Source organism: Pedobacter rhizosphaerae (assembly GCF_900111155.1).
Classification (GTDB): Bacteria; Bacteroidota; Bacteroidia; order Sphingobacteriales; family Sphingobacteriaceae; genus Pedobacter; species Pedobacter rhizosphaerae.
Genome location: NZ_FOGG01000036.1, coordinates 1 through 23,047, shown reverse-complemented (window position 1 = coordinate 23,047; position 23,047 = coordinate 1). Strand labels below are relative to the sequence as shown.

Sequence of the window (23,047 nt, the reverse complement as noted above, 5' to 3'; positions counted from 1 at the left end):
TAAGCCCTCCTGTTATAATTCTCTAACTGCTGCTTTAAATTGATTTCCGCGGTCTTCATAATTTTTAAATAAATCAAAGCTTGCACAAGCCGGAGAAAGCAAAACAGCATCTCCACGCTTAGCCAGGTGATAAGCAATTTGCGTAGCTTCTTCGGCAGAAAAAGTATTTACAATAACTTCTACATCGTCTTCAAAAGCATCATGAATGCGCTTATTATCCTTTCCTAAACAAACTATCGCCTTTACCTTCTGCTTCACTAAATCTTTAAGCATATTGTAATCGTTGCCCTTATCTACACCACCCATAATCAATACCACATCGGATGTCATACTTTCTAAAGCATACCAGGTAGAATTCACATTAGTAGCCTTACTGTCGTTGATAAAATCGATTCCAGATATTTTGGCTACATGCTCTAACCTGTGCTCAATATTCTTGAAATTGCCCATACTCTCACGAATGGAATCATTTCTTAATTCTAAAACTTTAGCAACAATGCCTGAAGCCATAGAATTATAAATGTTGTGCTTGCCCTGTAAGGCTAAATCTGAAATAGACATGGTTAGTTCGTTATTGGTTTCTATAAGGATGTGTATTGTATTTTCATCTAAAAAGGCCCCTTGATCTACCGTTTTAACGATTGAAAAGGGATACGTTCTCGCCTCTGGATGAACATTTCTTAACGCATTCAGAGTTTCCTCGTCATCTGCGCAATAGATAAAAACGTCATTTTCGGTTTGATTTTGAATGATACGCATTTTTGATGCAGCATAATTCTCGATCTTATATTCGTACCGATCTAAATGATCGGGAGTGATATTCAATAAAACAGCGATATCAGCTTTAAACTCAAACATATCGTCTAGCATAAAGCTCGAAATCTCTAAAACATACCAATCAAAGCTTTCTGTAGCTACCTGAGCGGCGAAGCTGTGACCGATATTACCTGCCAAGCCTACATTTAACCCTGCATTTTTAAGGATGTGATAGGTAAGTAAACTCGTGGTCGATTTACCATTTGAGCCTGTGATGCAAACTGTTTTAGCATGGGTGTAACGTTTTGCAAACTCAATTTCAGAAATTACTGAAATGCCCTTTTCAACCAGTTTTTTTATAATTGGCGCTGTTGGTGGAATACCCGGACTTTTAATTACCTCGGAAGCATTTAGAATGAGTTCCTCTGTATGTTGGGCAGACTCGTAAACGATGCCCAAATCTTCAAGCGCTTTTTTATACTTATCGGCAATAGTGCCAAAATCAGAAACAAACACGTCAAAACCCTGCTTTTGTGCCAACATAGCTGCACCCACACCACTTTCGCCTGCACCTAAAATCACCACACGGCCAAGCCCTGCCATTTCTGACTGTACATTTGCTGATGTGATATTGTGATTAGTGCTCATTCTTTTATTGTTATATTTTTGGGTTATTCTATTCTTTTATCTCAGTTTCAAGGTCACTACTGTGATGATAGCGAGTATAATTCCGATGATCCAGAATCGGGTAACAATCTTGGCTTCATGATATCCCTTTTTCTGGTAGTGGTGATGCAATGGCGACATGAGAAAAATTCGCCGTCCCTCCCCATATTTGCGTTTTGTATATTTAAAATAAGATACCTGGGTGATTACAGACACGAGCTCAATTAAAAACACCCCACATAAAATCGGGATCAATAGCTCCTTGCGAATCATGATTGCGTAGGCCGCGATAATTCCACCAATGGCCAAACTTCCCGTATCGCCCATAAATACCTGGGCTGGATAAGAATTGTACCACAAGAAACCCACACAAGCCCCAACAAAAGCGCCTGCAAAAATCATGAGCTCCCCTGAGTTAGGGATGTACATAATATTCAGGTAATCGGCCATAAGCGTGTTACCAGATACATATGCTAAAATCCCTAATGTGGTACCGATTATTGCCGATGTACCCGTTGCCAGACCATCAATCCCATCGGTAATATTTGCGCCATTTGAAACCGCCGTGATAATGAAAACCGTGAATGCCAGGAATACTAAAAAAGCATATTTCTCATATCCCGACCCTAAGAACTTTAAAACCTTGGCGTAATCGAACTCGTTATTTTTGTAAAAAGGAATATTGGTTTTAGTTGATTTTACATCCTGAGTATAATAAAATGTTTCTCCTTTTTGTCTGAGCACCATTGGTACAGATGATGTGTTTTTCACATTATCCTGAACAGTAGTTCTCACTACAATATTCGGATGAAAATACATGGTACAACCAATAATAATTCCCAATCCTACCTGACCAACTACTTTAAACTTACCTGCCAGGCCTTCTTTGTTTTTACGGAAAACCTTGATATAATCGTCCAAAAAGCCGATTGCCCCCATCCAAATGGTGGTGATGATCATTAAAATAACGTATACATTGGCAATATTGGCAAACAACAAGGTAGGGATTAAAATACCCAGCAAAATGATGATACCGCCCATTGTAGGGGTACCTTGTTTTTGCATTTGCCCCTCAAGGCCTAAGTTCCTAACCGTTTCTCCAACTTGTTTTTTGTGCAGGTAATCAATTAAACGACGACCGTAAACAGTTGTAATCACTAACGATAAGATAATGGAAATTGACGCCCTAAAAGTAATATACTGGAACAACCTAAGTCCAGGAATATCATAATGCTTATGCAGGTATTCGAATAATAAATATAACATTAGCTGTTTGGATTAAGTTGTTCAAGTAAAATTTCCTTATCATCAAAGTGGTTGCGAACCCCATTAATTTCCTGATATTTCTCATGCCCTTTACCCGCTACCAGGATAATATCTCCGCTTTGCGCCAAATGACAGGCTGTTTTTATCGCTTCCTTTCTATCTAAAATGGATAGTGTTTTTCTCTTATTTGTTGGAGAAACACCTTCCTCCATATCTTTTATAATTGCCTGCGGATCTTCTGTACGAGGATTATCCGAAGTTAAAATCACCTTATCGCTCCAATCACATGCCACCTGAGCCATAATCGGACGTTTAGTTTTATCTCTGTCTCCCCCACAACCAATTACTGTAATTACCTGTTCTGTACCCTTACGGATATTAGCAATGGTATTCAGTACATTCTGAACTGCATCTGGTGTATGGGCATAATCTACAATACCAATAATATTATTTGGCGAGGTGATGTAGTCAAAACGACCTTCTGCTCCCGTTAAACGACTCAACAGGGTCAATACTTTAAGTTTATCCTGCTCAAGCAAAATAGCCGTACCGTAAACAGCCAGTAAATTATAAGCATTAAATGAGCCTACCAGCTTGAAGTAAACATCTTCATTATCAATATCAAGATGTAAGCCACTGAAACCATTTTCAATGATTTTAGCTTTAAAATCAGCCATTTGCTTCAAAGCGTAAGATTTCTTATGCGCTTTGGTATTCTGCAACATCACCGAACCATTCTTATCGTCGATATTGGCTAATGCAAAGGCAGATTTCGGCAGTGTATCAAAAAATGTCTTTTTTGCCTTTAAGTACGCGTCAAAAGTTTTATGAAAATCTAAGTGATCGTGCGTAAGATTTGAAAAAACGCCTCCAGAAAAGGTTAATCCCTCAATTCTGTGCTGAGAAACGGCATGAGAACTCACTTCCATAAAACAGTAGTCGCAACCCGTATCTACCATATCCTTTAACAGTGCATTTAATGCAATCGGATTGGGTGTGGTATGCGTGGCGGGAACTGCTTTATCATTTACAAAGTTTTCTACCGTAGAAATCAATCCCGTTTTAAATCCAAGTTCTTTAAAAAGCTTAAATAAAATGGTTGCTATCGTTGTTTTTCCATTTGTTCCGGTAATGCCGATCAGTTTTAAATTAGCCGAAGGATTTCCGAAATAATTCCCTGCCATGATCCCTAAGGCCACAGAGGTATTTTCAACTTTAATATAGGTTACTCTATAATCTTCAATTTCAGGAAGGTTTTCGCAGATGATTACACTTGCACCTTGCGCTATAGTCTGACTGATAAACTGATGTCCATCAGAAACTGTACCCACAATTGCAAAGAAAACATCACCCTCGGTTACTTTACGAGAGTCAAAATTTAGCGCATTGATTTCCAGATCGGTTCTGCCAACCAATTCTTTAATCGTAATACCGTAAAGTAGCTCCTGTAATTGCATATATTTAATTTTGAATGAATGAATTTTGAATGAGTGAATACACCTTTCCATTCTATCCTTCTATAATTAATTTTGAATGATTGAGTTTTGAATGAGTGAATACACCTTTCCATTCTATCATCCAATCATTCTATAATTCTAATTCAATCCCTCTATAATTCTATCATTAATTTTGAATGAGTGAGTTTTGAATGAGTGAATACACCTTTCCATTCTATCATTCAATCATTCAATCATTCAATCATTATATAATTCTATCATTTAATTCAACTCTATCTCTACCCCTAATCCTTTTCCCACTCTTGTTCCTGCGGCGATAGACTGGCTGATAACCTTTCCAGCACCTAAAACCTTTGTTTTTAATCCGGCATTTCCTAACAGGTATAGAGCATCTTTTAATCCCATCCCAGTTACATTAGGCATCACCCCTTTTTTCTCTGTATTTTCCTGATATACTACGCCCGCACTGGTATCAATAATATTATAGTATTCAGATTTGGAAGCGAAAAGCGGTTTAAATCCAAATGCTTTAAATACCTTCTGAGTAGCCTTGCTTTGTCCGGCCTTTGTAGGCGGACTAACTGTATTTCCTACCAGATGAGTCGGCATATCATTATACATTTGCATATCGCTTGCATAAATCCGATCGGCTATTTCCCTAAATACCGGTCCCGACACCAAAGCGCCGTAATAAGCACCTTTTGGATCGTTAATCACTACAATTAGCGAGTACTTCGGTTTATTGGCCGGGAAATAGCCTACAAAAGAGGCCTGATATTGTTTTTTCCCTTTATACCCTTTATTTGCATCAGCAACCTGGGCAGTTCCTGTTTTACCGGCAATCGGATAAAGAGGATTATAAACAATTTGCTTACCACTACCCTCAGTTACCACCCCTTCAAGCATCTTTTTAACTTTACTCAAAGTTTCATCAGAGCATATCTTATCATTAACAACTCTTGCCTTAAACTGCTCAATCGGATTACCCAGCCTTCTGATCTCTTTTACAAAAATCGGTTGTAACATTTTGCCATTGTTAGCCACCGCATTATACAAGGTCAGCATCTTCAATGGTGTCAAATTCATTTCGTAACCATAAGCCATTTGCGGCAGGGTCATGTTTTTGTTCCAGCTTCTGTTCGCTTTAATATTTTTAATCACCGGCGCTGCCTCACCAGGGATTTGAAGGTCCATTTTTTCATTTAAATGCCAATCGTACAAATGATCGGTAAATTTCATTGGATCGCTTCCGTAATGCATGTTAATCAGTTTCGCAATCGCTGCATTGGAAGATTCTTCAAATGCCTTTTTCACTGTAACCGTTTCAATCTTGGGATGCGAATCTTTAATCAGCTTACCAGGAATCTGATAATATCCGGTACCTATTAATGTATTGGTATCGATCAACTTATCCTCTAAAAGCGCCATGTACGAAGCCAATTTAAAAGTTGATCCCGGATCCTGATTACCCGCAATAGCATAGTTAAATTTTTCTTTATACACGCCCTCTTCTACCTTCGAGAAATTCGCTACTGCACGGATCTCACCGGTGGCCACTTCCATTAAAATCACCGTACCGTGATCAGCCTGAGATTTGATCAGTTGCTTTTCTAATGCACTCTGAGCCAGATCCTGCATATTTACATCAATGGTAGAAATGATATCAGCACCATCTTTTGGTGCCACTTCAGCTTCCTCATTAACCGGAATGTAAACTCCACCAGCAATCCGCTGCATTAATCTTTTACCCGTTTCGCCGTTAATATATTCGGTGTAAGCGCCTTCTAAGCCTACGCCATTTTTAACATTCTCATTTTTATATCCAATGGTACGGGCAGCAAGTGCCTGAAAAGGCAAAATCCGCTTATTCTGCTGAACGGCGATTAAACCTCCGCTAAACTTACCAATGTTGTACAACGGAAAAGTCCTGATCGTTTTTAAATCTGCATAACCAACTTTCCGGTGAATCAATAAATACCTTGCACTGTCCTGCCTGCCCTTTCTCAAATAGCGTGCGTACTCTTTTGCTGTCTTATCCTTAAATATCTCTGCGAGTTTAATCCCAAGAGAATCAACCTTTTCATTAAAAATCTTATCCTCCTGAATACCTCCGGCAAACATATCCATCCTCAACTCATATTCAGGAACCGAGGTAGCCAAGAGACTTCCATCATTAGAATAAATATTTCCACGGGTAGCCTCTACATTTACGTAGCGGGTAGAAAGACTATCAGCCATAGCTTTCCACTTATGCCCCTGTACAAATTGAACTTGCCCAAGACGGAGCAATACCGCCAAAGCAAAAAGCACAATTAAGCCAAATGCCAGATATACACGAAGCAATATGTTTGCTCTAATATTCATCGCTTTTAACAATTATTTTTTTTGGAGGTTCAATCAATTCCTTTATTCCGAGTGTATCTACTTTTTTAGCCACTTCTGTTAGTTTGCTTTTAAACATCAGGTCGGCTTTTAAAGACTTATACTCCCATCTCAATTCTTTTACTTCTTTATTTAATTTATCAATGCGGCGAACGTTATTTACCGCAAAATGGCTATTGGCAATGTACATCATCCCCAAAAACGCTAAAAAACACAAAAAAGGCAGTGCATCTGTTGCCGCCTCCTTACTTACTAATCCATCATTAAAAAGCTTGCTGATAAAGGAGTTACTATCCATTTTCTCCTCTGCAGTTTTTGGCTTTTTAGGCACAGTTTTCAATTCTGGCTCAGGCCCTACTTCCTCTTCTTCTATATCCTCCCTGAACTTGTTCATATCTTTTCTGCAATTCTAAGTTTTGCACTTCTTGCCCTGTTGTTTTGAGCAATCTCGTCGTCTGAAGCCACAATAGCCTTCCGGGTAATCACTTCAAATGGTTTTTGATGGTTCCCGAAGAAGTCTTTCTCTACCTCTCCCTGAAACTTTCCTTTGGCCATAAAATTTTTAACCGGACGATCTTCCAGCGAGTGATAAGACATCACCACCAAACGACCACCAGGCTTCAGCACTTCTGCAGTTTGCGCCAGGAAATCCTCTAAAACCTGAATTTCTGCATTCACTTCTATGCGCAAAGCCTGAAAAACCTGCGCCAGATATTTGTTTTCTTTCCCACGAGGGATATAATCTGCAATAGCCTTTTTAAAACTATCTATATCGCTAAACTGCGTATCCAATCTGGAGGTAACAATGGCTTTCGCTAAGGACTTGGCATTTTTAACTTCACCGTAAATACCAAAAATTTTATGCAGCTTATCTTCAGGATAGGTATTCAAAACACCAGCTGCCGTTAGTGTACGGTGCTGATCCATACGCATATCCAAATCGCCATTTTTACGAATAGAAAAACCTCTTTCCGGAACATCAAACTGATGGGAAGACACACCTAAATCTGCCAATATACCATCTACCTGACGGAAACCTTTTAGGCGTAAATTATTTTTCAGAAAGCCAAAATTCTGATCAATAAACACGAAGCGGTCATCCTGAGGAACATTCTGCTGTGCATCCGGATCCTGATCAAAGGCAATTAAAGTGCCTTTAGGCCCTAAATGTTTCAATATCTCTCTTGAATGACCACCGCCACCAAAAGTTACATCCACATAAACACCATCGGGATTAATATTAAGTCCATCAATGCAAGGCTGCAACATCACAGGAACGTGGTAATTATTCTCCATCTTCCCTCCTGTTTTTATTGCCCATTACTTCTTCAGCCAGGTTGGCGAAGTTTTCAGGAACATCATCAAAAAGATCTTCATAAGCCTGCTTATCCCAAACTTCGATTTTATCTAACTGGCAAGCCAAAACAACGTCGGCAGAAATACCAGCAAACTCCACCAATGATTTCGGCAGCAACACCCTACCAGCAGCATCAAGCGTAAGCTCTGTAGCACCACGGGTAAAAGACCTGATAAATTCTCTGTTTTTTTTCTCGTAGGGATTTAACTTATTGAGATCAGCAACGATCGTTTCCCATACTTTTCTTGGATAAATAACCAGATTTTTCTCAAAACCCCGGTTAATCACTAAACCATCTTGCTCCGCTTCAGGCAATTGTTTCTTAAGCGCAGCGGGAACCATAAGGCGGCCCTTTGCGTCAAGTTTACAATCGAATTCTCCTAAAAGTTGGGTCATAGTGGTAGCTACACTTTTTATGTAGTGTAAAAGTAAATAGTTCTACCACTTTTTACCACTTTTTACCACAAAAAAGTTTTCCACATCGTTTTTGTTACACTCGAAAGCACTAATCCTTGGCCCAAAACCAAAAACAAACACCTTACATCACACTTAAATACTGATTACCAACCACTTACAACAAGTGGAAAATTTTACCCAAAAAGTGTCACGTTCGCCCACAAAAACAGCAAAACCTCGCATATTTTAGGCACATGCGAGGTTTTGCGTATAGCTATAATAACCTGAGAATACAGGTCATTTCCTTATTTATTCATTAATTGCTTTTACACCTGGTAGTTCTTTACCTTCCATGTATTCTAAAAGCGCACCACCACCAGTTGAAACATAACTCACTTCATCTTCCAAACCAAATTTAGCAATGGCTGCTGCAGAGTCTCCACCACCAATTAACGAAAAAGCACCATTTTCTTTAGTTGCCGCTACTACTGCATCCGCTACCGCTTTAGTACCTACCTGGAAGTTTTCCATTTCGAAAACACCCATTGGCCCGTTCCATAATAAAGTTTTAGAGTTTTTAATTACATCAGAAAACAAAGCAGCAGATTTAGGACCGATATCCAATCCCATCCAATCGGCAGGGATATGACCTGAATCTACATCTTGCTTGTTGGCTTCGTTATCAAATTTATCTGCAATTACGGTATCAACCGGAAGAATTAAGTTAACTCCCTTAGCCTTTGCTTTTTCAATTAATTCTAAAGAAAGTTCTTGTTTATCGGCTTCTAAAAGAGAGGTGCCAATTTCACCACCTTGCGCCTTTGCGAAAGTGTAAGCCATACCTCCACCTATAATGATGTTATCTACTTTTTCCAATAATTTTTCGATCAAAAGAATTTTATCAGAAACTTTAGCTCCACCCATAATCGCAGTGAAAGGCCTTTCAGCATCGTTTAAGATTTTCTCTGCGTTTTTAACTTCAGCAGCCATTAAGTAACCAAAATATTTGGCTTGAGGGAAAAACTGTGCAATTACCGCTGTTGATGCGTGTGCACGGTGAGCTGTACCAAATGCATCATTTACATAAACATCACCTAGCTTAGATAATTTTTCTGCAAAAGCCACATCACCTTTTTCTTCTTCTTTGTAAAAACGAAGATTTTCCAGCAATAAGACTTCACCAGGGAAAAGATTTTTAGCCAGTTTTACTGCATTTTCGCCAATACAATCATCAGCAAATTTCACTTCAAGGTCCAGCATCCTGGAAAGATCACCTAAAATATGTTTTAAAGAATATTTATCCGTTGGGCCATCTTTTGGGCGGCCTAAGTGCGACATTAAAATAACTGAACCACCATCTTTTAAAATTTTCTCGATAGTAGGCAATGCAGCACGCATTCTTTTATCATCTGTAATTTTGAAGTCAGCATCTAAAGGAACGTTAAAATCTACTCTGATAAGCGCTTTTTTATCCTTAAAATCTAACTGGTCAATTGTTTTCATCTTTGTAAGTTTTAGTGACGGTGTTGATGAGCTTCTCATTTCTCATTAACAACTCATCTATTTTATTTAGTATTTAGGTTTAATTTCATTTCATAATGGAATCCGATTCCGGGGATATCAAATTCTGGCGATTCGGTGGTAAAACCAATCTTTTTATAAAAGGGTGCCGCTGTTGAACGCGCATTACACCAGAGATAATCTGTGTTATATTCTTCTAAATATTCAACGGCAAAGCGAATAAGTGCCGCTCCGAATCCCTTCCCTCCTGATTCGGGATGTGTAGCCATTCCCCTCAATTGATATCCAACCCCCTCATCCGGAAAAAAATCATTCCTCATAAATGTGGCGATTGATAAAATATCTTCTCCTATCACATATCCTAAATGAAAAGTATCGTAACGGTCATCACCCTCAAAAATGCATTCTGAAAATGGCTTACCATTTCGCAATACTAAACTCCGCAATGGGAGTACTTCTTCAGGCTGGATAAATTTTACCATAACTTTTCATCTACTTACAGCGGGACACTGCGTATGCGCAAAGTTAACAAAGCATTTAAAACCTTAAAGGATTTGAAAAAATATATCGCAAAAAATGAGTTACCCTTAGCTGTGTTTATACTCGGCCTCAATCTTTTTCACCACATCTATCAACCTACTGCTGTAGCCATACTCGTTATCATACCAACCCACTACTTTAACTAAATCGCCAACAATTGAAGTCAAAAGGGAATCGAAAACACAAGAATGTGGGTTATCAATAATATCTATAGAAACGATTGGATCTTCTGTATATTCAATAATGCCTTTTAATTCTTGTTCTGATGCCGCTTTAAAAGCCTGGTTAATTTCTTCAATGGTGGTTTTATTTTTCAGCAAGCAGGTAAAATCAGTTAACGATCCGTTTAGTACCGGAACGCGAATACCTGCGCCGCCTAGTCTGCCTTCCAGTTCAGGAAAAATATGCGTAATTGCTTTAGCGGCTCCTGTTGTTGTAGGAATAATGGATGACGAAGCTGCACGGGCTCTTCTTAAATCCTTATGGTTTGCATCGTGAAGATTTTGATCGCCAGTCATGGAATGAACGGTGGTAATATACCCTTCTTCCACTCCCCAGTTATCGTTCAAGATCTTGATCATGGGAGCAATATTATTGGTCGTACAACTTGCGTTAGAAAGAATAGGGCTTTTCAAATCGATCAACTGATCATTTACGCCCAATACCACCATTGGAATATCATCAGCTGCAGGGGCAGAAATCAATACTTGCTTTGCTCCGGCTAAAATGTGTTGATTTGCTGCTTCACTCGTGAGGTTCTTCCCTGTACAATCTATTACCAGATCAACCTGCAAAGCTGACCAAGGCAACTCGGCTGCACTTTTAATTGAAAAAGTAGTGATAGACGACTCATTTACAATAATAGCATCGGTTTTTGCCGAAACACTACCGTTAAAAACACCATGAACGCTGTCGTATTTAAATAGGTGCGCCATAGTTTTAGCATCAGCCAAATCATTTATAGCCACTACTTCATAACCTTCTGCCAGTGCTAAACGCAAAAACGTTCTGCCTATCCTTCCAAACCCATTTATTGCAAGCCTCATTTTGTTGTTGTTTTGCGCAAAATTAGTATTTATTTGTTAAAGACAACAGCAGAAAACACGGTCTGGAATGAATATGTAATTTGGATTATAAAACCTTATCCAACACCTTTTTAGTTTTATTTTTTTTCCAAAGTGAGAGGGTAAGTAAACCGTTAAAAGTAGCGCATACACCTATTAAAAGGAATATTAACAAGAAATTACCCAAATGTTGAAGGAAGATGGTGCCTAAAATAATCAGGATATTGAATGACACCGTTACCCAAACAATCTGGTTGGCTTTAAGCCCTATGTTTTCTAAACGATGATGAATATGATTCCGATCTCCTGTAAAGGGAGATTTCCCTGTCAATATTCTAACCGTAAATACCCTTAACGAATCGAAGATGGGAACGATTAATATAGATACTGCGATTGCGGGCGCAGAAAAGTAGGCTGGATTTACCGGTCCACCAAATTTATTCTCTTCTATAAACTTAATCGCTAATGTTGCAGAAACAAGTCCGATAATTAATGCTCCCGTATCGCCCATAAAAATTTTAGCCGGGAACCAGTTAAATTTCAAAAATCCGGCAATAGCCCCAGCCATGGCAAAAGCAATAAGTGCATAAGGTATTAAGCCAATTCTTGCAAAAAGTAATCCAAAGCAAAGATTGGCAATAAGCCCAATACTGGCTGCCAAACCATCCACCCCGTCGATTAGATTAAAGCTGTTATTGAGAAAAATTATCAGTACAATAGAAAAAATCCCTCCCCACAAGGGCGGCATATCACCAATATTGAAAACGCCATACAGGCTGCTTAAACTAAATCCTCCAAAGAAAACTAATATAAAGGCTACGGTAAGCTGAAGAATAAACTTAGTACTGGTATTGGTACCATACAGATCGTCTTTTAGCCCTAATGCCGATAGAATGATGCAGGATACAATCAAAAAATTAGCTTCATTGAAATTGATAAATCCCGAAAACAGCAGGATACTTACGGCAAAACTACCTACCAAACCTAAACCTCCTAAACGGGAGATGGTGTTCTGATGCTTTTTTCGATGAAGATCAGTTTGATCAAAAAGGCCGTACTTTAATGAGGTATGGATAATAGAAGGTGTGCTAAAGACTACGCCCGCAAAGGCCAAAATTGCGGATGCAAAGTAAAAGAAACCTGGGTTGGTATGGAGAATATCTTTTAACAATAGCTGGGACGATTGATTAGCAAATATAACGAACTGTAAACTAAGTTCACACTTTGTTTACAGGTTTAACTTGATATTAATCAACCGACAAGCGCTGTTTTTACCGCTCAAACTGAGCTAATTTCAGCCATTTTTTCTTGAGTAATACTAAAAAGGATTGAGGTACTTTATTCCTGAGCAAAGCCCGAAAATCGTTTTGAAAAGCCTTTAACCTGGCCATAACAGAATCATTACTTACACCACCCACCCTCATTTTAACCATTAGCACAGGTAAATACACTGCATTAATCTGATGGTGGTAAAAGAACCTTAAAATCAGGTCGTAATCTGCCACGGAGCCCATATCTAAAGCATAATTTCCATACTGGGTAAATAGCGTTCGTTTTAAATATAAGGTGGGGTGTGCAGGCATCCAGCCTTTTTGTATATCCCGCCAATTGGCTTGCTTAGATCGCCACTTTCGAATAATAGTGCCTTCGCTGGGGTGAATATAGTCTAAATCTCCATAAACCCCATCTACAGCTTTGTTCTCCTTAAATGTCTTTGCTACCGCTTCAATAATATGGTTACCAGCTAACTGATCATCCGCATTTAAGATCCCGACAATATCGCCAGAAGCTAGGGCGATCCCTTTATTCAGCGCATCATACAGGCCCTTATCCGGTTCTGAAATGAAATGCTGTATGTTACTTCTATATTGTTGGATGATCGCACATGTTCCATCGGTAGATTTTCCATCAACGATGATATATTCTATCTCTTGATATGTTTGTCCGATTACGGATTCGATACAATCTCGCAGGTATTTTTCACCATTGTAAACAACTGTAATGATGGATATCTTCATAGAAACTAAAGTTAAGAAATCGTTTCCTGATATTCTTCCTGAAGCTCCTTTAGACAATTGGCACAAAGACAGCCATCGTATAGTTCTGAAATATATTGTACTTCGTTAATACTTAACTGAACTACACTACACTGGCATTTGGTATAAGCATTGGCCTTGCATTCAATAGCACTGCCACACCTTTCGCAAGGAATGATTTCATGTTTGCTATGTTTGAAAGTGCTCATCTTTGTTAGTTCAGTGGTCATTGGTTCATTAGTGCATTGGGTTTCCCATTCAATCATTCAATCATTAGTACAAAAGCAAAAGTATAAACAAAAAATAAGGTTTTGAACTTTCGCTCAAAACCTTACTTTCTTATTGCTTTGCAAAGCCCCTTAGGGGTTTGTGGGTTAACCTGAACAGCTAATGCAACCTTCTTCCATTGAACAAACCGGACCTTCTACAATTTCTTCTGCAGCATTGTTAATTACCTCTGGGATAACTGCTTCGATAGCTTTACCACCTTGGTTTTCTACTGTGAATTTAACTGCCTGAGAAGCGGCCTGTGTACGTAAATAGTACATACCTGTTTTCAATCCTTTTTCCCATGCATAGAAGTGCATTGAAGTTAATTTTGAAGTATTTGGTGCATTTACGAACAAGTTTAAGGATTGAGATTGGCAAATATAAGCTCCACGATCGGCAGCCATATCGATGATATTACGCATCTTAATTTCCCAAACTGTTTTATACAAATCTTTGATGTAATCAGGAATTTCAGGAATCGCCTGGATTGAACCGTTGGCCAATATGATTTGGTTTTTCATATCGTTGTTCCATAAACCTAATGCTACCAAATCTTTCAATAAATGTTTGTTTACCACTACGAACTCTCCACTCAATACACGACGGGTGTAGATGTTTGAAGTATAAGGTTCAAAACACTCGTTGTTACCTAAAATTTGTGAAGTAGAAGCTGTTGGCATTGGTGCAACCAATAACGAGTTGTAAACACCGTCTTTAACTACTTTTTTACGCAATGCATTCCAATCCCAACGTCCGCTATCTGGCGTTACATTCCAAAGATCGAACTGGAACTGGCCTTTAGATAATGGAGAACCTTTGAAGGTTTCGTAAGGACCATTTTTCACTGCTAAATCGTGCGAAGCAGTCATAGAAGCGAAATAGATAGTTTCGAAAATGTCTTTGTTTAAGCGTTTTGCTTCATCACTTTCGAAAGGTAGGCGTAAAAGAATAAAAGCATCGGCCAAGCCTTGTACGCCTAAACCAACGGGACGATGGCGACGGTTTGAGTTTTCTGCCTCAACCACAGGGTAGTAGTTATGGTCGATGATTTTATTCAAATTCAATGTAGCCTGATAGGTTACATCGTATAATTTTTGGTGGTCGAACTGACCGTTGATTACGAAACGAGGTAATGCCAATGATGCTAAGTTACAAACTGCAACTTCATCTTTAGAAGTATACTCGATGATCTCAGTACACAGGTTAGAACTTTTAATGGTTCCTAGGTTTTGCTGGTTAGATTTGCTGTTAGCAGCATCTTTAAACAACATATAAGGTGTACCAGTTTCAATTTGCGAATCTAAAATGGCAAACCAAAGTTCTTGTGCTTTTACTGTTTTGCGTCCACGGCCTTCTGCTTCATATTTAGTATATAAGTCTTCAAACTCTTTACCAAAGCAATCTGCTAAACCTGGTGCTTCGTGCGGGCAGAATAATGTCCATTCGCCATTATCTTTAACACGTTGCATAAATAAATCGTTAATCCAAAGTGCATAGAATAAATCGCGCGCACGCATTTCTTCCTTACCGTGGTTTTTCCGTAGGTCTAAGAATTCGAAAACATCTGCATGCCAAGGCTCTAAGTAGATGGCGAAAGCCCCTTTACGTTTACCTCCACCCTGATCTACATAGCGGGCTGTATCGTTAAATACACGTAACATTGGGATAATACCGTTACTTGTTCCGTTTGTACCACCAATATAAGATCCCGTTGCACGGATATTATGGATGCTTAAACCAATACCACCAGCACTTTGAGAAATTTTGGCGGTTTGCTTTAAAGTATCATAAATACCATCAATACTATCATCCTGCATACTCAATAAGAAGCATGATGACATTTGTGGTTTTGGTGTAGCTGCATTAAACAATGTTGGTGTAGCATGTGTAAACCAACGTTCACTCATTAAGTTATACGTTTTGATTGCACTTTCAATATCCTCCTTGTGGATACCTACTGATACACGCATAAACAAATGTTGAGGACGCTCTACAATTTTACCGTTAACTTTTAACAGGTATGATTTTTCAAGCGTTTTAAAACCGAAATAATCAAAACCGAAGTCGCGGTCGTAAATAATAGAACTATCTAAAATATCAGAGTTCTTTTGGATAATCTCCCATACGTCATCAGCAATAAGAGGAGCCTCTTTCTGCGCTTTCGGGTCAATATATTCGTACAACATTTTCATTGTACCCGAGAATGATTTAGTGGTGTTTTTATGCAAGTTAGACACGGCGATACGCGAAGCTAACAAAGCGTAATCAGGATGCTTAGTGGTTAATGATGCAGCAGTTTCTGCAGCAAGATTATCCAGTTCTGATGTGGTTACCCCATCGTATAAACCTTCAATAACCTTTTTGGCTACATCAATTGGATCAACCAGGTCTGCATTCAAACTATAGCACAGCTTTTGAATACGAGCCGTGATCTTGTCAAATTGCACCGCTTCTTTGCGGCCATCTCTTTTTAGTACGAACATATTTTATGAGATTTAATTTTATTAATTATTGAATGTGTAAATTTTGAATGAGTGAATGTTTCCGTTCATCTGTCAAAATATCATTCTTTATATTGTCTTACATGTTTTCTGAACAAGAAAATGAGCATTCACTCCTTCCATCATTCATTAATTCTAAATTCTTTTATTAAAAGTCTTCATCCAAAGAGAAGGCCTGTGCTTTATTATCTGCCGCAGTTAATACACCGCTTTTTTGATAATCACCCACACGTTTCTCGAAGAAATTGGTTTTTCCCTGTAATGAAATCATTTCCATGAAATCGAAAGGATTGGTTGCATTGTATATTTTGTTGTAGCCCAATTCCTGTAACCATCTGTCTGCTACAAATTCAATGTATTGGCTCATCAATTTAGCATTCATACCGATCAGGGCAACAGGAAGTGCCTCGGTAATAAATTCTTTTTCAATTTCTACAGCATCTCTAATGATACTGTTTACTTGCTCCTCACTTAATTTATTGCTCAGCATGCTATATAGTAAACAAGCAAATTCGCAATGAGAACCTTCATCTCTCGAAATTAATTCGTTACTGAAAGTTAAGCCTGGCATCAAGCCACGTTTCTTCAACCAGAAGATAGAGCAGAAACTTCCGCTGAAGAAAATACCTTCAACCGCAGCAAAAGCTACTAAACGCTCTGCAAATGTTCCGTTGTCAATCCAGCGTAAAGCCCACTCTGCTTTTCTCTTTACTGCAGGAACAGTATCTATAGCGTGAAATAAGCGATCTTTTTCTTCCGGATCCTTGATGTAAGTATCAATTAACAAGGCATAAGTTTCAGAGTGAATATTCTCCATCATAATCTGGAACCCGTAGAAACAACGTGCTTCAGGAATTTGTACTTCGCTCATGAAGTTTACAGCCAAATTCTCATTTACGATACCATCACTAGCGGCAAAGAAAGCTAAGATATGAGAGATGAAATGTCTTTCACCATCATTTAAATTTTCCCAGTGTTTAAGGTCGTCAGAAAGATCGATTTCTTCCGCTGTCCAAAAACTAGCTTCTGTTCTCTTATACATTTCCCACACTTTTGGATATTTAATGGGTAATAACACAAAGCGATCTTTGTTTTCTTGTAGTAATAGTTCCTGTTCCATAGCTGATACTTTAATGTTTTTCAAATTATCTAGCGCAGACAAAGCATCGCATCCACCAATTTGATATGATGATTGTTATGTTTTGTAATAAACGCTTTAGTGAAAGTGCTAACTCCCGTGGGTTTGACAAACAACTGAGTTTTTAGTTGAGAAAAATTTAAAAATGCAATCAGATAGACCGGCCTATAAATCACTAATAACTAAGCTTTTATATTTGTTTTCAAACGCAAGAAGTTAAAGAACTTTGTTATAACAAATATATATACGGAGGGGGCTTAATTTGAATCAAAGTTGTTAACACTACGTTGAAACCCGTTGATAAAACGATCAGCTAAATATCATTTTCAGGCGAAAAAAAAGCTAATCATTTCTTTTTAAGCACTTAACAAACAAAAAAGAGTGTTAATAACTTAAATTTTAAGGCTAATTCCGATCAGAATTAGAGCAAAAAGGAGTACCTACTCCAGTGTGTAACTGAGCTTTACTTTGGCTATGCCTTTACGATAAATACCGATCTTTTTTGCGGCACTTTCCGACAAATCTATGGCTAGTCTTTTAGAGAATGGACCTCTGTCATTTACCTTAACCACTACTGATTTTCCGTTATCGGGATTGGTAACTGTAACCAGGGTACCAAATGGTAAAGTACGGTGTGCTGCTGTTAGTTTTTTGGCTCTGTATTTAGCACCGCTGGTGGTTCGGTGACCTTCAAACTTTCTATGATAATAAGTTGCGAGAACTGTTTTTTTGATACTATCTGGCTCATTCGATGAATCTGAATCTTGTGCATTACTGTGTAAAAACAAGAACAAACTACTTAATAACAGAAGGTATTTCATAGGCTAAATCTTTGTTAAATAGCCTGCAAATATAAGCATTTAGTTTATAATCAATAATTTGACCTAAAAACCGCCTTTAAAGGCCATAAAAAAGGCGTACCGCTTAATGCTGTACGCCCTTACCTAACCCGACTATACCCACCTTATTTTTTATCTGGCACAAAATTCATAGAGATTGAATTTACACAATGACGGGTGTCTTTGTTGGTAAATCCTTCACCTAAGAAAACGTGGCCTAAATGTGCACCACAATTGGCGCAAACAATTTCTGTACGTGATCCATCTGCATCCGGAATTCTTTTCACAGCGCCCTTTATTTCATCGTCAAACGCAGGCCAGCCACAACGGGCATCAAACTTACTTTCTGAGCGATATAAAGGCGCATTACAACGCTTACAAGTATAGGTACCCTTATCGGTTGTATGTTCATATTTACCAGTTCCAGGATACTCGGTTCCTTTATTAACAATTACTCTTTCTTCTTCGGGAGTTAATGGATTCCAGTTCATTTTCTTTTTCGGTATTATTTGTTCTGTTTCTTTAGTCTGTTTTACTTCCTTATTCTGCTTTTGAGCACAGGCTGATAGTGATGTTATTAAAATAACAGCTGAGACCAAAAATAGTTTATTCAACATCGTTTTCATACTACAATATACGGCAAGAAAATGGTTTTGGTTTGCTGGATTATCGCTTTGCGTTAGTGTTTACAAAGGTATGATAAATGAGTTTGGAGGTTAAGGGCTATTTAAATGAATTGGCCAAAATAAATCCCAGTGCATACAAATTACCGAGATTGCTTCGACTCACTCCACCCGGCCTCGCAATGCCTAAACACGAAACTTATGAATCCAACTCTGTGTACATTGTGCCTTCACTCCGCGTCCTCGGTGGTAAAACTTTGCACACTTTGCGGTTAAAGATTCGTTATGAGATTGCTTCGACTCACTCCACCCGGCCTCGCAATGACTGAATACGAAACTTATGAATCCAACTCTGTGTACATTGTGCCTTCACTTCGCGTCCTCTGTGGTAAAACTTTGCACACTTTGCGGTTAAAAATTCATTATGAGATTGCTTCGACTCAGTCCACCCGGCCTCGCAATGACTAAACACGAAACTTATGAATCCGACTCTGTGTACATTGTGCCTCCACTCCGTGCCTTCAGTGCTTCCGTGGCGGCACAAAAAAAGCGCTCCGAACTTAATCGAAACGCTTTCTCTTATGTAAATTTTAAAATCTTACTTTGCTAATTCTTCTGCCATTGCAGCACCAATCTCAGCCGGGCTTTCTACAACGCGAATACCACACTCACGCATGATTTTCATTTTAGCCGCTGCAGTATCCTCAGCACCACCAACAATAGCACCTGCGTGACCCATTCTACGTCCCGGAGGCGCAGTTTGACCAGCAATGAAACCTACAACCGGTTTAGTACCGTTTTCTTTGATCCAACGTGCAGCCTCAGCTTCCATTCCACCACCAATTTCACCAATCATGATGATACCGTGAGTTTCCGGATCGTTCATTAATAATTTAACTGCTTCAACAGTTGGCGTTCCAATAATTGGGTCACCACCAATACCGATAGCTGTTGTAATACCTAAACCAGCTTTAACTACCTGATCTACTGCTTCATAAGTTAATGTTCCTGATTTTGAAACTACACCTACATTACCTTTTTTGAAGATAAAACCTGGCATAATACCAATTTTAGCCTCATCAGCAGTGATGATACCCGGGCAGTTTGGACCGATTAAAGTTACATCACGTCCAGTGATATATTCTTTAACCAGGATCATATCTTTAGTAGGAATACCTTCAGTAATACAAACAATCACTTTAATACCACCTTCAGCAGCTTCCATAATCGCGTCTGCAGCGAATGCAGGCGGAACAAAAATGATCGATACATTGGCGCCAGTTTTATCAACGGCATCCTTAACAGTATTAAAAACAGGCTTATCTAAATGCGATTGCCCACCTTTGCCAGGTGTAACACCACCAACTACGTTTGTACCATAAGCCAACATTTGCTCGGCGTGGTAAGTTCCTTCGTTTCCGGTAAAACCCTGAACGATAACCTTAGAATCTTTATTTACTAAAACGCTCATGTATCAATTTTTTTTGTGCAAAGCTAATATTATTGACTGGAAAGTCAAACCGAAAAGCATATTATTTACGGCCTTTTTTCAGGAAAATGTAAGGAATTCGATTATGGCTGCTGTAGCCCCGCTATTCGCTTTACTCGGTTACCCGTCGTGCCCGCTCCTATCGGGTTTATTACACTAACTACAGTGGTAACTTGGCAAATAAAACCTAAACGCCTATTTTAGCTGAAAGGCCTGGGAGGGGAAGGTGGAAAGTAGAAAGTTAAAAGTGGAAATTGGAAAGTTGAAAGTGCTAGCGACTTAGCCTACCTGAGCTCCTAATGTTTTAAGCTGAAAGACTTGATCGGGCCAATGCCCCTAACATATTTTATAACTACACCATGAGAAAAAAATTATTACCTCTTACCATAACCCTATGCTGTATTTTGGCGATTCAATTTAAGGTCAAAGCGCAAACTCCTGATACCAGCAAGTATATTCTTCAAAACGATGTAGAGGTAGCGAAGAACGAGCCTGGAACGCATAATGGAGGTGGCGAAACCATTGGCTTCAACTTCTTTGCACATGCCAAAAATTTGAAAACAGTTTTCAGGAAAAGGATTTTAAGGCCGGGCTCTTCTATCGGTTACCACCTTCAAAAGGAAGATGAAATTTATTATGTAATCAGTGGAAACGGAATCATGCAAATGAATGGTAAAACTTTCGCGGTAAAACCTGGAGATGCCATACTCACCAGACCTGGTAGCTCTCATGGAATTAAACCCAATCCAGATAACGACCTCGTGATTTTGATTGCTTATGAGCGGAAATAAGATATGGAACTAGAAAAACACTACACCACAAGATCTGGCTGGTTAAGGGCGGCTGTTTTAGGCAGCAATGATGGGATAATATCCACCACAAGCTTAGTTATTGGTATTGCTGCTGCCACCGATACCAGATCCCCAATTGTTTTAGCAGCATTGGCTGGCCTTGTAGCGGGAGCCCTATCTATGGCTGCTGGAGAGTACGTTTCGGTTAGTTCGCAGGCTGATATTGAGGAGGCTGATATAGAAAGAGAAAGAAATGAATTAGAAGTTATGCCCGAAGTTGAACTGAAAGAGCTGGCAAAAATATATCTGGCCAAAGGTTTAGATGAAAATCTGGCCATGCAAGTAGCCATTCAACTTACTCAAAAAGATGCACTGGCAGCCCATGCCAGAGACGAACTTGGCATTAATGAATTGACCAAACCTAACCCCTTGCAAGCAGCTTTAGCCTCTGGAGCATCATTCATTAGTGGCGGGATTATGCCTTTAATTATCGCCTTGTTTACACCGATTAAAACAATGGTTTTCTATCAATACGGCTTTGCCATACTTTTTCTGGCGTTATCTGGTATTATTGCCGCTAAAGCCGGCGGATCAAGTCCGTTCAAATCTGTATTCAGAATCTGTTTTTGGGGTACAGTGGCCATGGCATTTACAGCTTTGGTAGGCTACATCTTCGATACCAAAATCAGTTAGCTGATTTAAGGCTCCACAAAAAAGCCAGACTAACTTCCGTCAATCTGGCTTTATATTTTTTTTAAAGCTTCTATTTTTCCAGCTTAATAGCGTCTTCTTTAGGCTTAGCTTCTGTTTTCCATCTTTTCGCCCATTCTGCCTGTTCGGCATCGTTATGGAAAGTCCAGGCTACAAAGCGACTGATTTTCTGACCTTGCGACATTTGAACGGTACGCACCTCAAAGGCATTTGCATTAATCAAAGCATTATAAATACTTCTTAAATTGGCACTTTTAGATACCAATGAAGTGAACCAAAGGCATTTTTTCGGGATTTGAGCACTCTGCACAATCATCTGTTCCACAAAAGCACGCTCCCCCCCAGGGCACCAAAGCTCTGCTTTGTTTCCACCAAAGTTTAAAACATGCTTTACTTCAGCCTCCCCTTTTAAATTGCGCCATTTTTGTCTCGTTCCTTGTTCTGCCTCTTTTAAGGAAGCATGAAAAGGTGGGTTACAAATCGTTAAATCAAATTCTTCCTTTGCCCCAACTATCCCTCTAAAGGTAGCCATTCTTGACTGTTGTAAACGGGGTTCGATATGTCCCTGAAGTGCTTTATTTGCATCAACTATACGTTTTGCAGCTTCAACAGAAAGCGGATCAATATCAGACCCTACAAAGTCCCAGCCATATTCCTGATGCCCTATTATCGGATAGATACAATTTGCGCCCATACCGATATCAAGCACTTTAATTTTGTTTCCTTTTGGAATCCTGCCTTTGTCGCTAGAGCCTAAAAGATCTGCTACATAATGAATATAATCTGATCTCCCCGGAATAGGAGGACACAAATAATCTTTAGGAATATCCCACTGCGGAATATTATAAAAGTATTTTAACAAAGCTTTGTTCAATGCCTTTACTGCCTGCTGATCTGCAAAATCTATCGATTCTTCGTTGTGATCGTTCAAAAAAACAAAGCGTTTAAGTTCTTTTGAAGCGCCAATAAGTTGTTTGAAATTGTAACGTGAACGGTGTTTGTTCCTCGGGTGTAACTCGCTTTTTTCGGAGCGGGTGTTTTCTTTTTGAGCCAATGTGATCGGGATTAATTAAATAAGCTGTGTGCTTATTTCTGATGCAAAGGTAGGGAAAGAAGTGGTAAGTTGTACGTTATAAGTTATAAGTCTAAAATCCTGTCCGTCGAGTTCCGCAGGAGTTCTACGGATTGTTTAATGGAGGAGAGTCTTGGACTCGGTTTAAGTAATGTTGAGTTATGAAACTCAA

The 23,047-nt window shown here is 39.0% G+C and carries 21 protein-coding genes; 2 read left to right on the top strand and 19 right to left on the bottom strand.

The genetic code is table 11. From position 1 onward, the window contains the following. Positions 1 to 12: 12 nt before the first annotated feature. The 18 genes from murD to sucD form a co-directional block, all read right to left on the bottom strand. Positions 13 to 1,404, bottom strand: a complete 1,392-nt coding sequence (murD, locus tag BMX11_RS20235; RefSeq protein WP_090888040.1) for a UDP-N-acetylmuramoyl-L-alanine--D-glutamate ligase — start codon at positions 1,402 to 1,404, stop codon at positions 13 to 15. 36 nt (positions 1,405 to 1,440) lie between these two features. After that, positions 1,441 to 2,688, bottom strand: a complete 1,248-nt coding sequence (mraY, locus tag BMX11_RS20230) for a phospho-N-acetylmuramoyl-pentapeptide-transferase (protein WP_090888037.1) — start codon at positions 2,686 to 2,688, stop codon at positions 1,441 to 1,443. Further along, a complete protein-coding gene (locus tag BMX11_RS20225; RefSeq protein ID WP_090888034.1) occupies positions 2,688 to 4,145 on the bottom strand; it encodes a UDP-N-acetylmuramoyl-L-alanyl-D-glutamate--2,6-diaminopimelate ligase in 1,458 nt (485 codons plus the stop codon). The genes mraY and BMX11_RS20225 overlap by 1 nt, the downstream gene beginning before the upstream one ends. Positions 4,146 to 4,406: 261 nt before the next feature. Further along, a complete protein-coding gene (locus BMX11_RS20220) occupies positions 4,407 to 6,509 on the bottom strand; it encodes a penicillin-binding protein (protein WP_090888031.1) in 2,103 nt (700 codons plus the stop codon). Continuing rightward, entirely contained in the window at positions 6,499 to 6,921 is a 423-nt protein-coding gene (locus BMX11_RS20215; RefSeq protein ID WP_090888028.1) for an FtsL-like putative cell division protein, read from the bottom strand. Before BMX11_RS20215 ends, BMX11_RS20220 begins: the two co-directional genes overlap by 11 nt. Continuing rightward, positions 6,918 to 7,823 (bottom strand): 16S rRNA (cytosine(1402)-N(4))-methyltransferase RsmH, encoded by a 906-nt coding sequence (rsmH, locus tag BMX11_RS20210; RefSeq protein WP_090888025.1) that lies wholly within the window; start codon positions 7,821 to 7,823, stop codon positions 6,918 to 6,920. The genes BMX11_RS20215 and rsmH overlap by 4 nt, the downstream gene beginning before the upstream one ends. Continuing rightward, a complete protein-coding gene (gene mraZ / locus BMX11_RS20205) occupies positions 7,813 to 8,280 on the bottom strand; it encodes a division/cell wall cluster transcriptional repressor MraZ (RefSeq protein WP_090888022.1) in 468 nt (155 codons plus the stop codon). The genes rsmH and mraZ overlap by 11 nt, the downstream gene beginning before the upstream one ends. A 309-nt stretch (positions 8,281 to 8,589) precedes the next feature. Further along, a complete protein-coding gene (locus tag BMX11_RS20200; RefSeq protein ID WP_090888019.1) occupies positions 8,590 to 9,783 on the bottom strand; it encodes a phosphoglycerate kinase in 1,194 nt (397 codons plus the stop codon). 62 nt (positions 9,784 to 9,845) lie between these two features. Further along, positions 9,846 to 10,283 (bottom strand): GNAT family N-acetyltransferase, encoded by a 438-nt coding sequence (locus BMX11_RS20195; RefSeq protein ID WP_090888016.1) that lies wholly within the window; start codon positions 10,281 to 10,283, stop codon positions 9,846 to 9,848. Positions 10,284 to 10,388: 105 nt separating this feature from the next. Next, positions 10,389 to 11,387: a type I glyceraldehyde-3-phosphate dehydrogenase gene (gene gap, locus BMX11_RS20190; protein ID WP_090888013.1), complete on the bottom strand. Its 999-nt coding sequence runs from the start codon at positions 11,385 to 11,387 to the stop codon at positions 10,389 to 10,391. Between the two features lie 85 nt (positions 11,388 to 11,472). Continuing rightward, the gene (locus BMX11_RS20185) at positions 11,473 to 12,576 is read right to left on the bottom strand and encodes an MraY family glycosyltransferase (RefSeq protein ID WP_175474630.1); all 1,104 of its coding nucleotides are present in this window, start codon (positions 12,574 to 12,576) and stop codon (positions 11,473 to 11,475) included. A 100-nt stretch (positions 12,577 to 12,676) separates the two neighbouring features. After that, a complete protein-coding gene (locus BMX11_RS20180; protein ID WP_090888007.1) occupies positions 12,677 to 13,423 on the bottom strand; it encodes a glycosyltransferase family 2 protein in 747 nt (248 codons plus the stop codon). 11 nt (positions 13,424 to 13,434) lie between these two features. Continuing rightward, on the bottom strand, positions 13,435 to 13,650 hold the full coding sequence (locus tag BMX11_RS20175; protein WP_090888093.1) for a cysteine-rich CWC family protein: 216 nt from the start codon (positions 13,648 to 13,650) through the stop codon (positions 13,435 to 13,437). A gap of 165 nt (positions 13,651 to 13,815) precedes the next feature. Next, positions 13,816 to 16,194, bottom strand: coding sequence for a ribonucleoside-diphosphate reductase subunit alpha (locus BMX11_RS20170; RefSeq protein WP_090888004.1), 2,379 nt, complete (start codon positions 16,192 to 16,194; stop codon positions 13,816 to 13,818). Between the two features lie 166 nt (positions 16,195 to 16,360). Then, a complete protein-coding gene (locus BMX11_RS20165; RefSeq protein ID WP_090888001.1) occupies positions 16,361 to 17,332 on the bottom strand; it encodes a ribonucleoside-diphosphate reductase small subunit in 972 nt (323 codons plus the stop codon). Between the two features lie 458 nt (positions 17,333 to 17,790). Continuing rightward, positions 17,791 to 18,171, bottom strand: coding sequence for a septal ring lytic transglycosylase RlpA family protein (locus BMX11_RS20160; RefSeq protein WP_090887997.1), 381 nt, complete (start codon positions 18,169 to 18,171; stop codon positions 17,791 to 17,793). Positions 18,172 to 18,314: 143 nt separating this feature from the next. Further along, positions 18,315 to 18,815, bottom strand: coding sequence for a methionine-R-sulfoxide reductase (locus BMX11_RS20155; RefSeq protein WP_090887994.1), 501 nt, complete (start codon positions 18,813 to 18,815; stop codon positions 18,315 to 18,317). Between the two features lie 595 nt (positions 18,816 to 19,410). Continuing rightward, positions 19,411 to 20,283, bottom strand: a complete 873-nt coding sequence (gene sucD / locus BMX11_RS20150; RefSeq protein ID WP_090887990.1) for a succinate--CoA ligase subunit alpha — start codon at positions 20,281 to 20,283, stop codon at positions 19,411 to 19,413. A 377-nt stretch (positions 20,284 to 20,660) separates the two neighbouring features. On the opposite strand from sucD, the gene BMX11_RS20140 reads away from it, so the two are divergent. Next, the gene (locus BMX11_RS20140) at positions 20,661 to 21,092 is read left to right on the top strand and encodes a cupin domain-containing protein (RefSeq protein ID WP_090887984.1); all 432 of its coding nucleotides are present in this window, start codon (positions 20,661 to 20,663) and stop codon (positions 21,090 to 21,092) included. Between the two features lie 3 nt (positions 21,093 to 21,095). After that, positions 21,096 to 21,785, top strand: coding sequence for a VIT1/CCC1 transporter family protein (locus tag BMX11_RS20135; RefSeq protein ID WP_090887981.1), 690 nt, complete (start codon positions 21,096 to 21,098; stop codon positions 21,783 to 21,785). A gap of 70 nt (positions 21,786 to 21,855) precedes the next feature. On the opposite strand, the gene rlmF is transcribed toward BMX11_RS20135, so the two are convergent. Continuing rightward, positions 21,856 to 22,857 (bottom strand): 23S rRNA (adenine(1618)-N(6))-methyltransferase RlmF, encoded by a 1,002-nt coding sequence (gene rlmF / locus BMX11_RS20130; protein WP_090887979.1) that lies wholly within the window; start codon positions 22,855 to 22,857, stop codon positions 21,856 to 21,858. Positions 22,858 to 23,047 lie beyond the last annotated feature (190 nt).

Bases quoted from the DNA above. Each gene is read 5' to 3' on its own strand.
- murD (WP_090888040.1), bottom strand. From the start codon at position 1,404: ATGAGCACTAATCACAATATCACATCAGCAAATGTACAGTCAGAAATG.
- mraY (WP_090888037.1), bottom strand. From the start codon at position 2,688: ATGTTATATTTATTATTCGAATACCTGCATAAGCATTATGATATTCCT.
- BMX11_RS20225 (WP_090888034.1), bottom strand. From the start codon at position 4,145: ATGCAATTACAGGAGCTACTTTACGGTATTACGATTAAAGAATTGGTT.
- BMX11_RS20220 (WP_090888031.1), bottom strand. From the start codon at position 6,509: ATGAATATTAGAGCAAACATATTGCTTCGTGTATATCTGGCATTTGGC.
- BMX11_RS20215 (WP_090888028.1), bottom strand. From the start codon at position 6,921: ATGAACAAGTTCAGGGAGGATATAGAAGAAGAGGAAGTAGGGCCTGAG.
- rsmH (WP_090888025.1), bottom strand. From the start codon at position 7,823: ATGGAGAATAATTACCACGTTCCTGTGATGTTGCAGCCTTGCATTGAT.
- mraZ (WP_090888022.1), bottom strand. From the start codon at position 8,280: ATGACCCAACTTTTAGGAGAATTCGATTGTAAACTTGACGCAAAGGGC.
- BMX11_RS20200 (WP_090888019.1), bottom strand. From the start codon at position 9,783: ATGAAAACAATTGACCAGTTAGATTTTAAGGATAAAAAAGCGCTTATC.
- BMX11_RS20195 (WP_090888016.1), bottom strand. From the start codon at position 10,283: ATGGTAAAATTTATCCAGCCTGAAGAAGTACTCCCATTGCGGAGTTTA.
- gap (WP_090888013.1), bottom strand. From the start codon at position 11,387: ATGAGGCTTGCAATAAATGGGTTTGGAAGGATAGGCAGAACGTTTTTG.
- BMX11_RS20180 (WP_090888007.1), bottom strand. From the start codon at position 13,423: ATGAAGATATCCATCATTACAGTTGTTTACAATGGTGAAAAATACCTG.
- BMX11_RS20175 (WP_090888093.1), bottom strand. From the start codon at position 13,650: ATGAGCACTTTCAAACATAGCAAACATGAAATCATTCCTTGCGAAAGG.
- BMX11_RS20170 (WP_090888004.1), bottom strand. From the start codon at position 16,194: ATGTTCGTACTAAAAAGAGATGGCCGCAAAGAAGCGGTGCAATTTGAC.
- BMX11_RS20165 (WP_090888001.1), bottom strand. From the start codon at position 17,332: ATGGAACAGGAACTATTACTACAAGAAAACAAAGATCGCTTTGTGTTA.
- BMX11_RS20160 (WP_090887997.1), bottom strand. From the start codon at position 18,171: ATGAAATACCTTCTGTTATTAAGTAGTTTGTTCTTGTTTTTACACAGT.
- BMX11_RS20155 (WP_090887994.1), bottom strand. From the start codon at position 18,815: ATGAAAACGATGTTGAATAAACTATTTTTGGTCTCAGCTGTTATTTTA.
- sucD (WP_090887990.1), bottom strand. From the start codon at position 20,283: ATGAGCGTTTTAGTAAATAAAGATTCTAAGGTTATCGTTCAGGGTTTT.
- BMX11_RS20140 (WP_090887984.1), top strand. From the start codon at position 20,661: ATGAGAAAAAAATTATTACCTCTTACCATAACCCTATGCTGTATTTTG.
- BMX11_RS20135 (WP_090887981.1), top strand. From the start codon at position 21,096: ATGGAACTAGAAAAACACTACACCACAAGATCTGGCTGGTTAAGGGCG.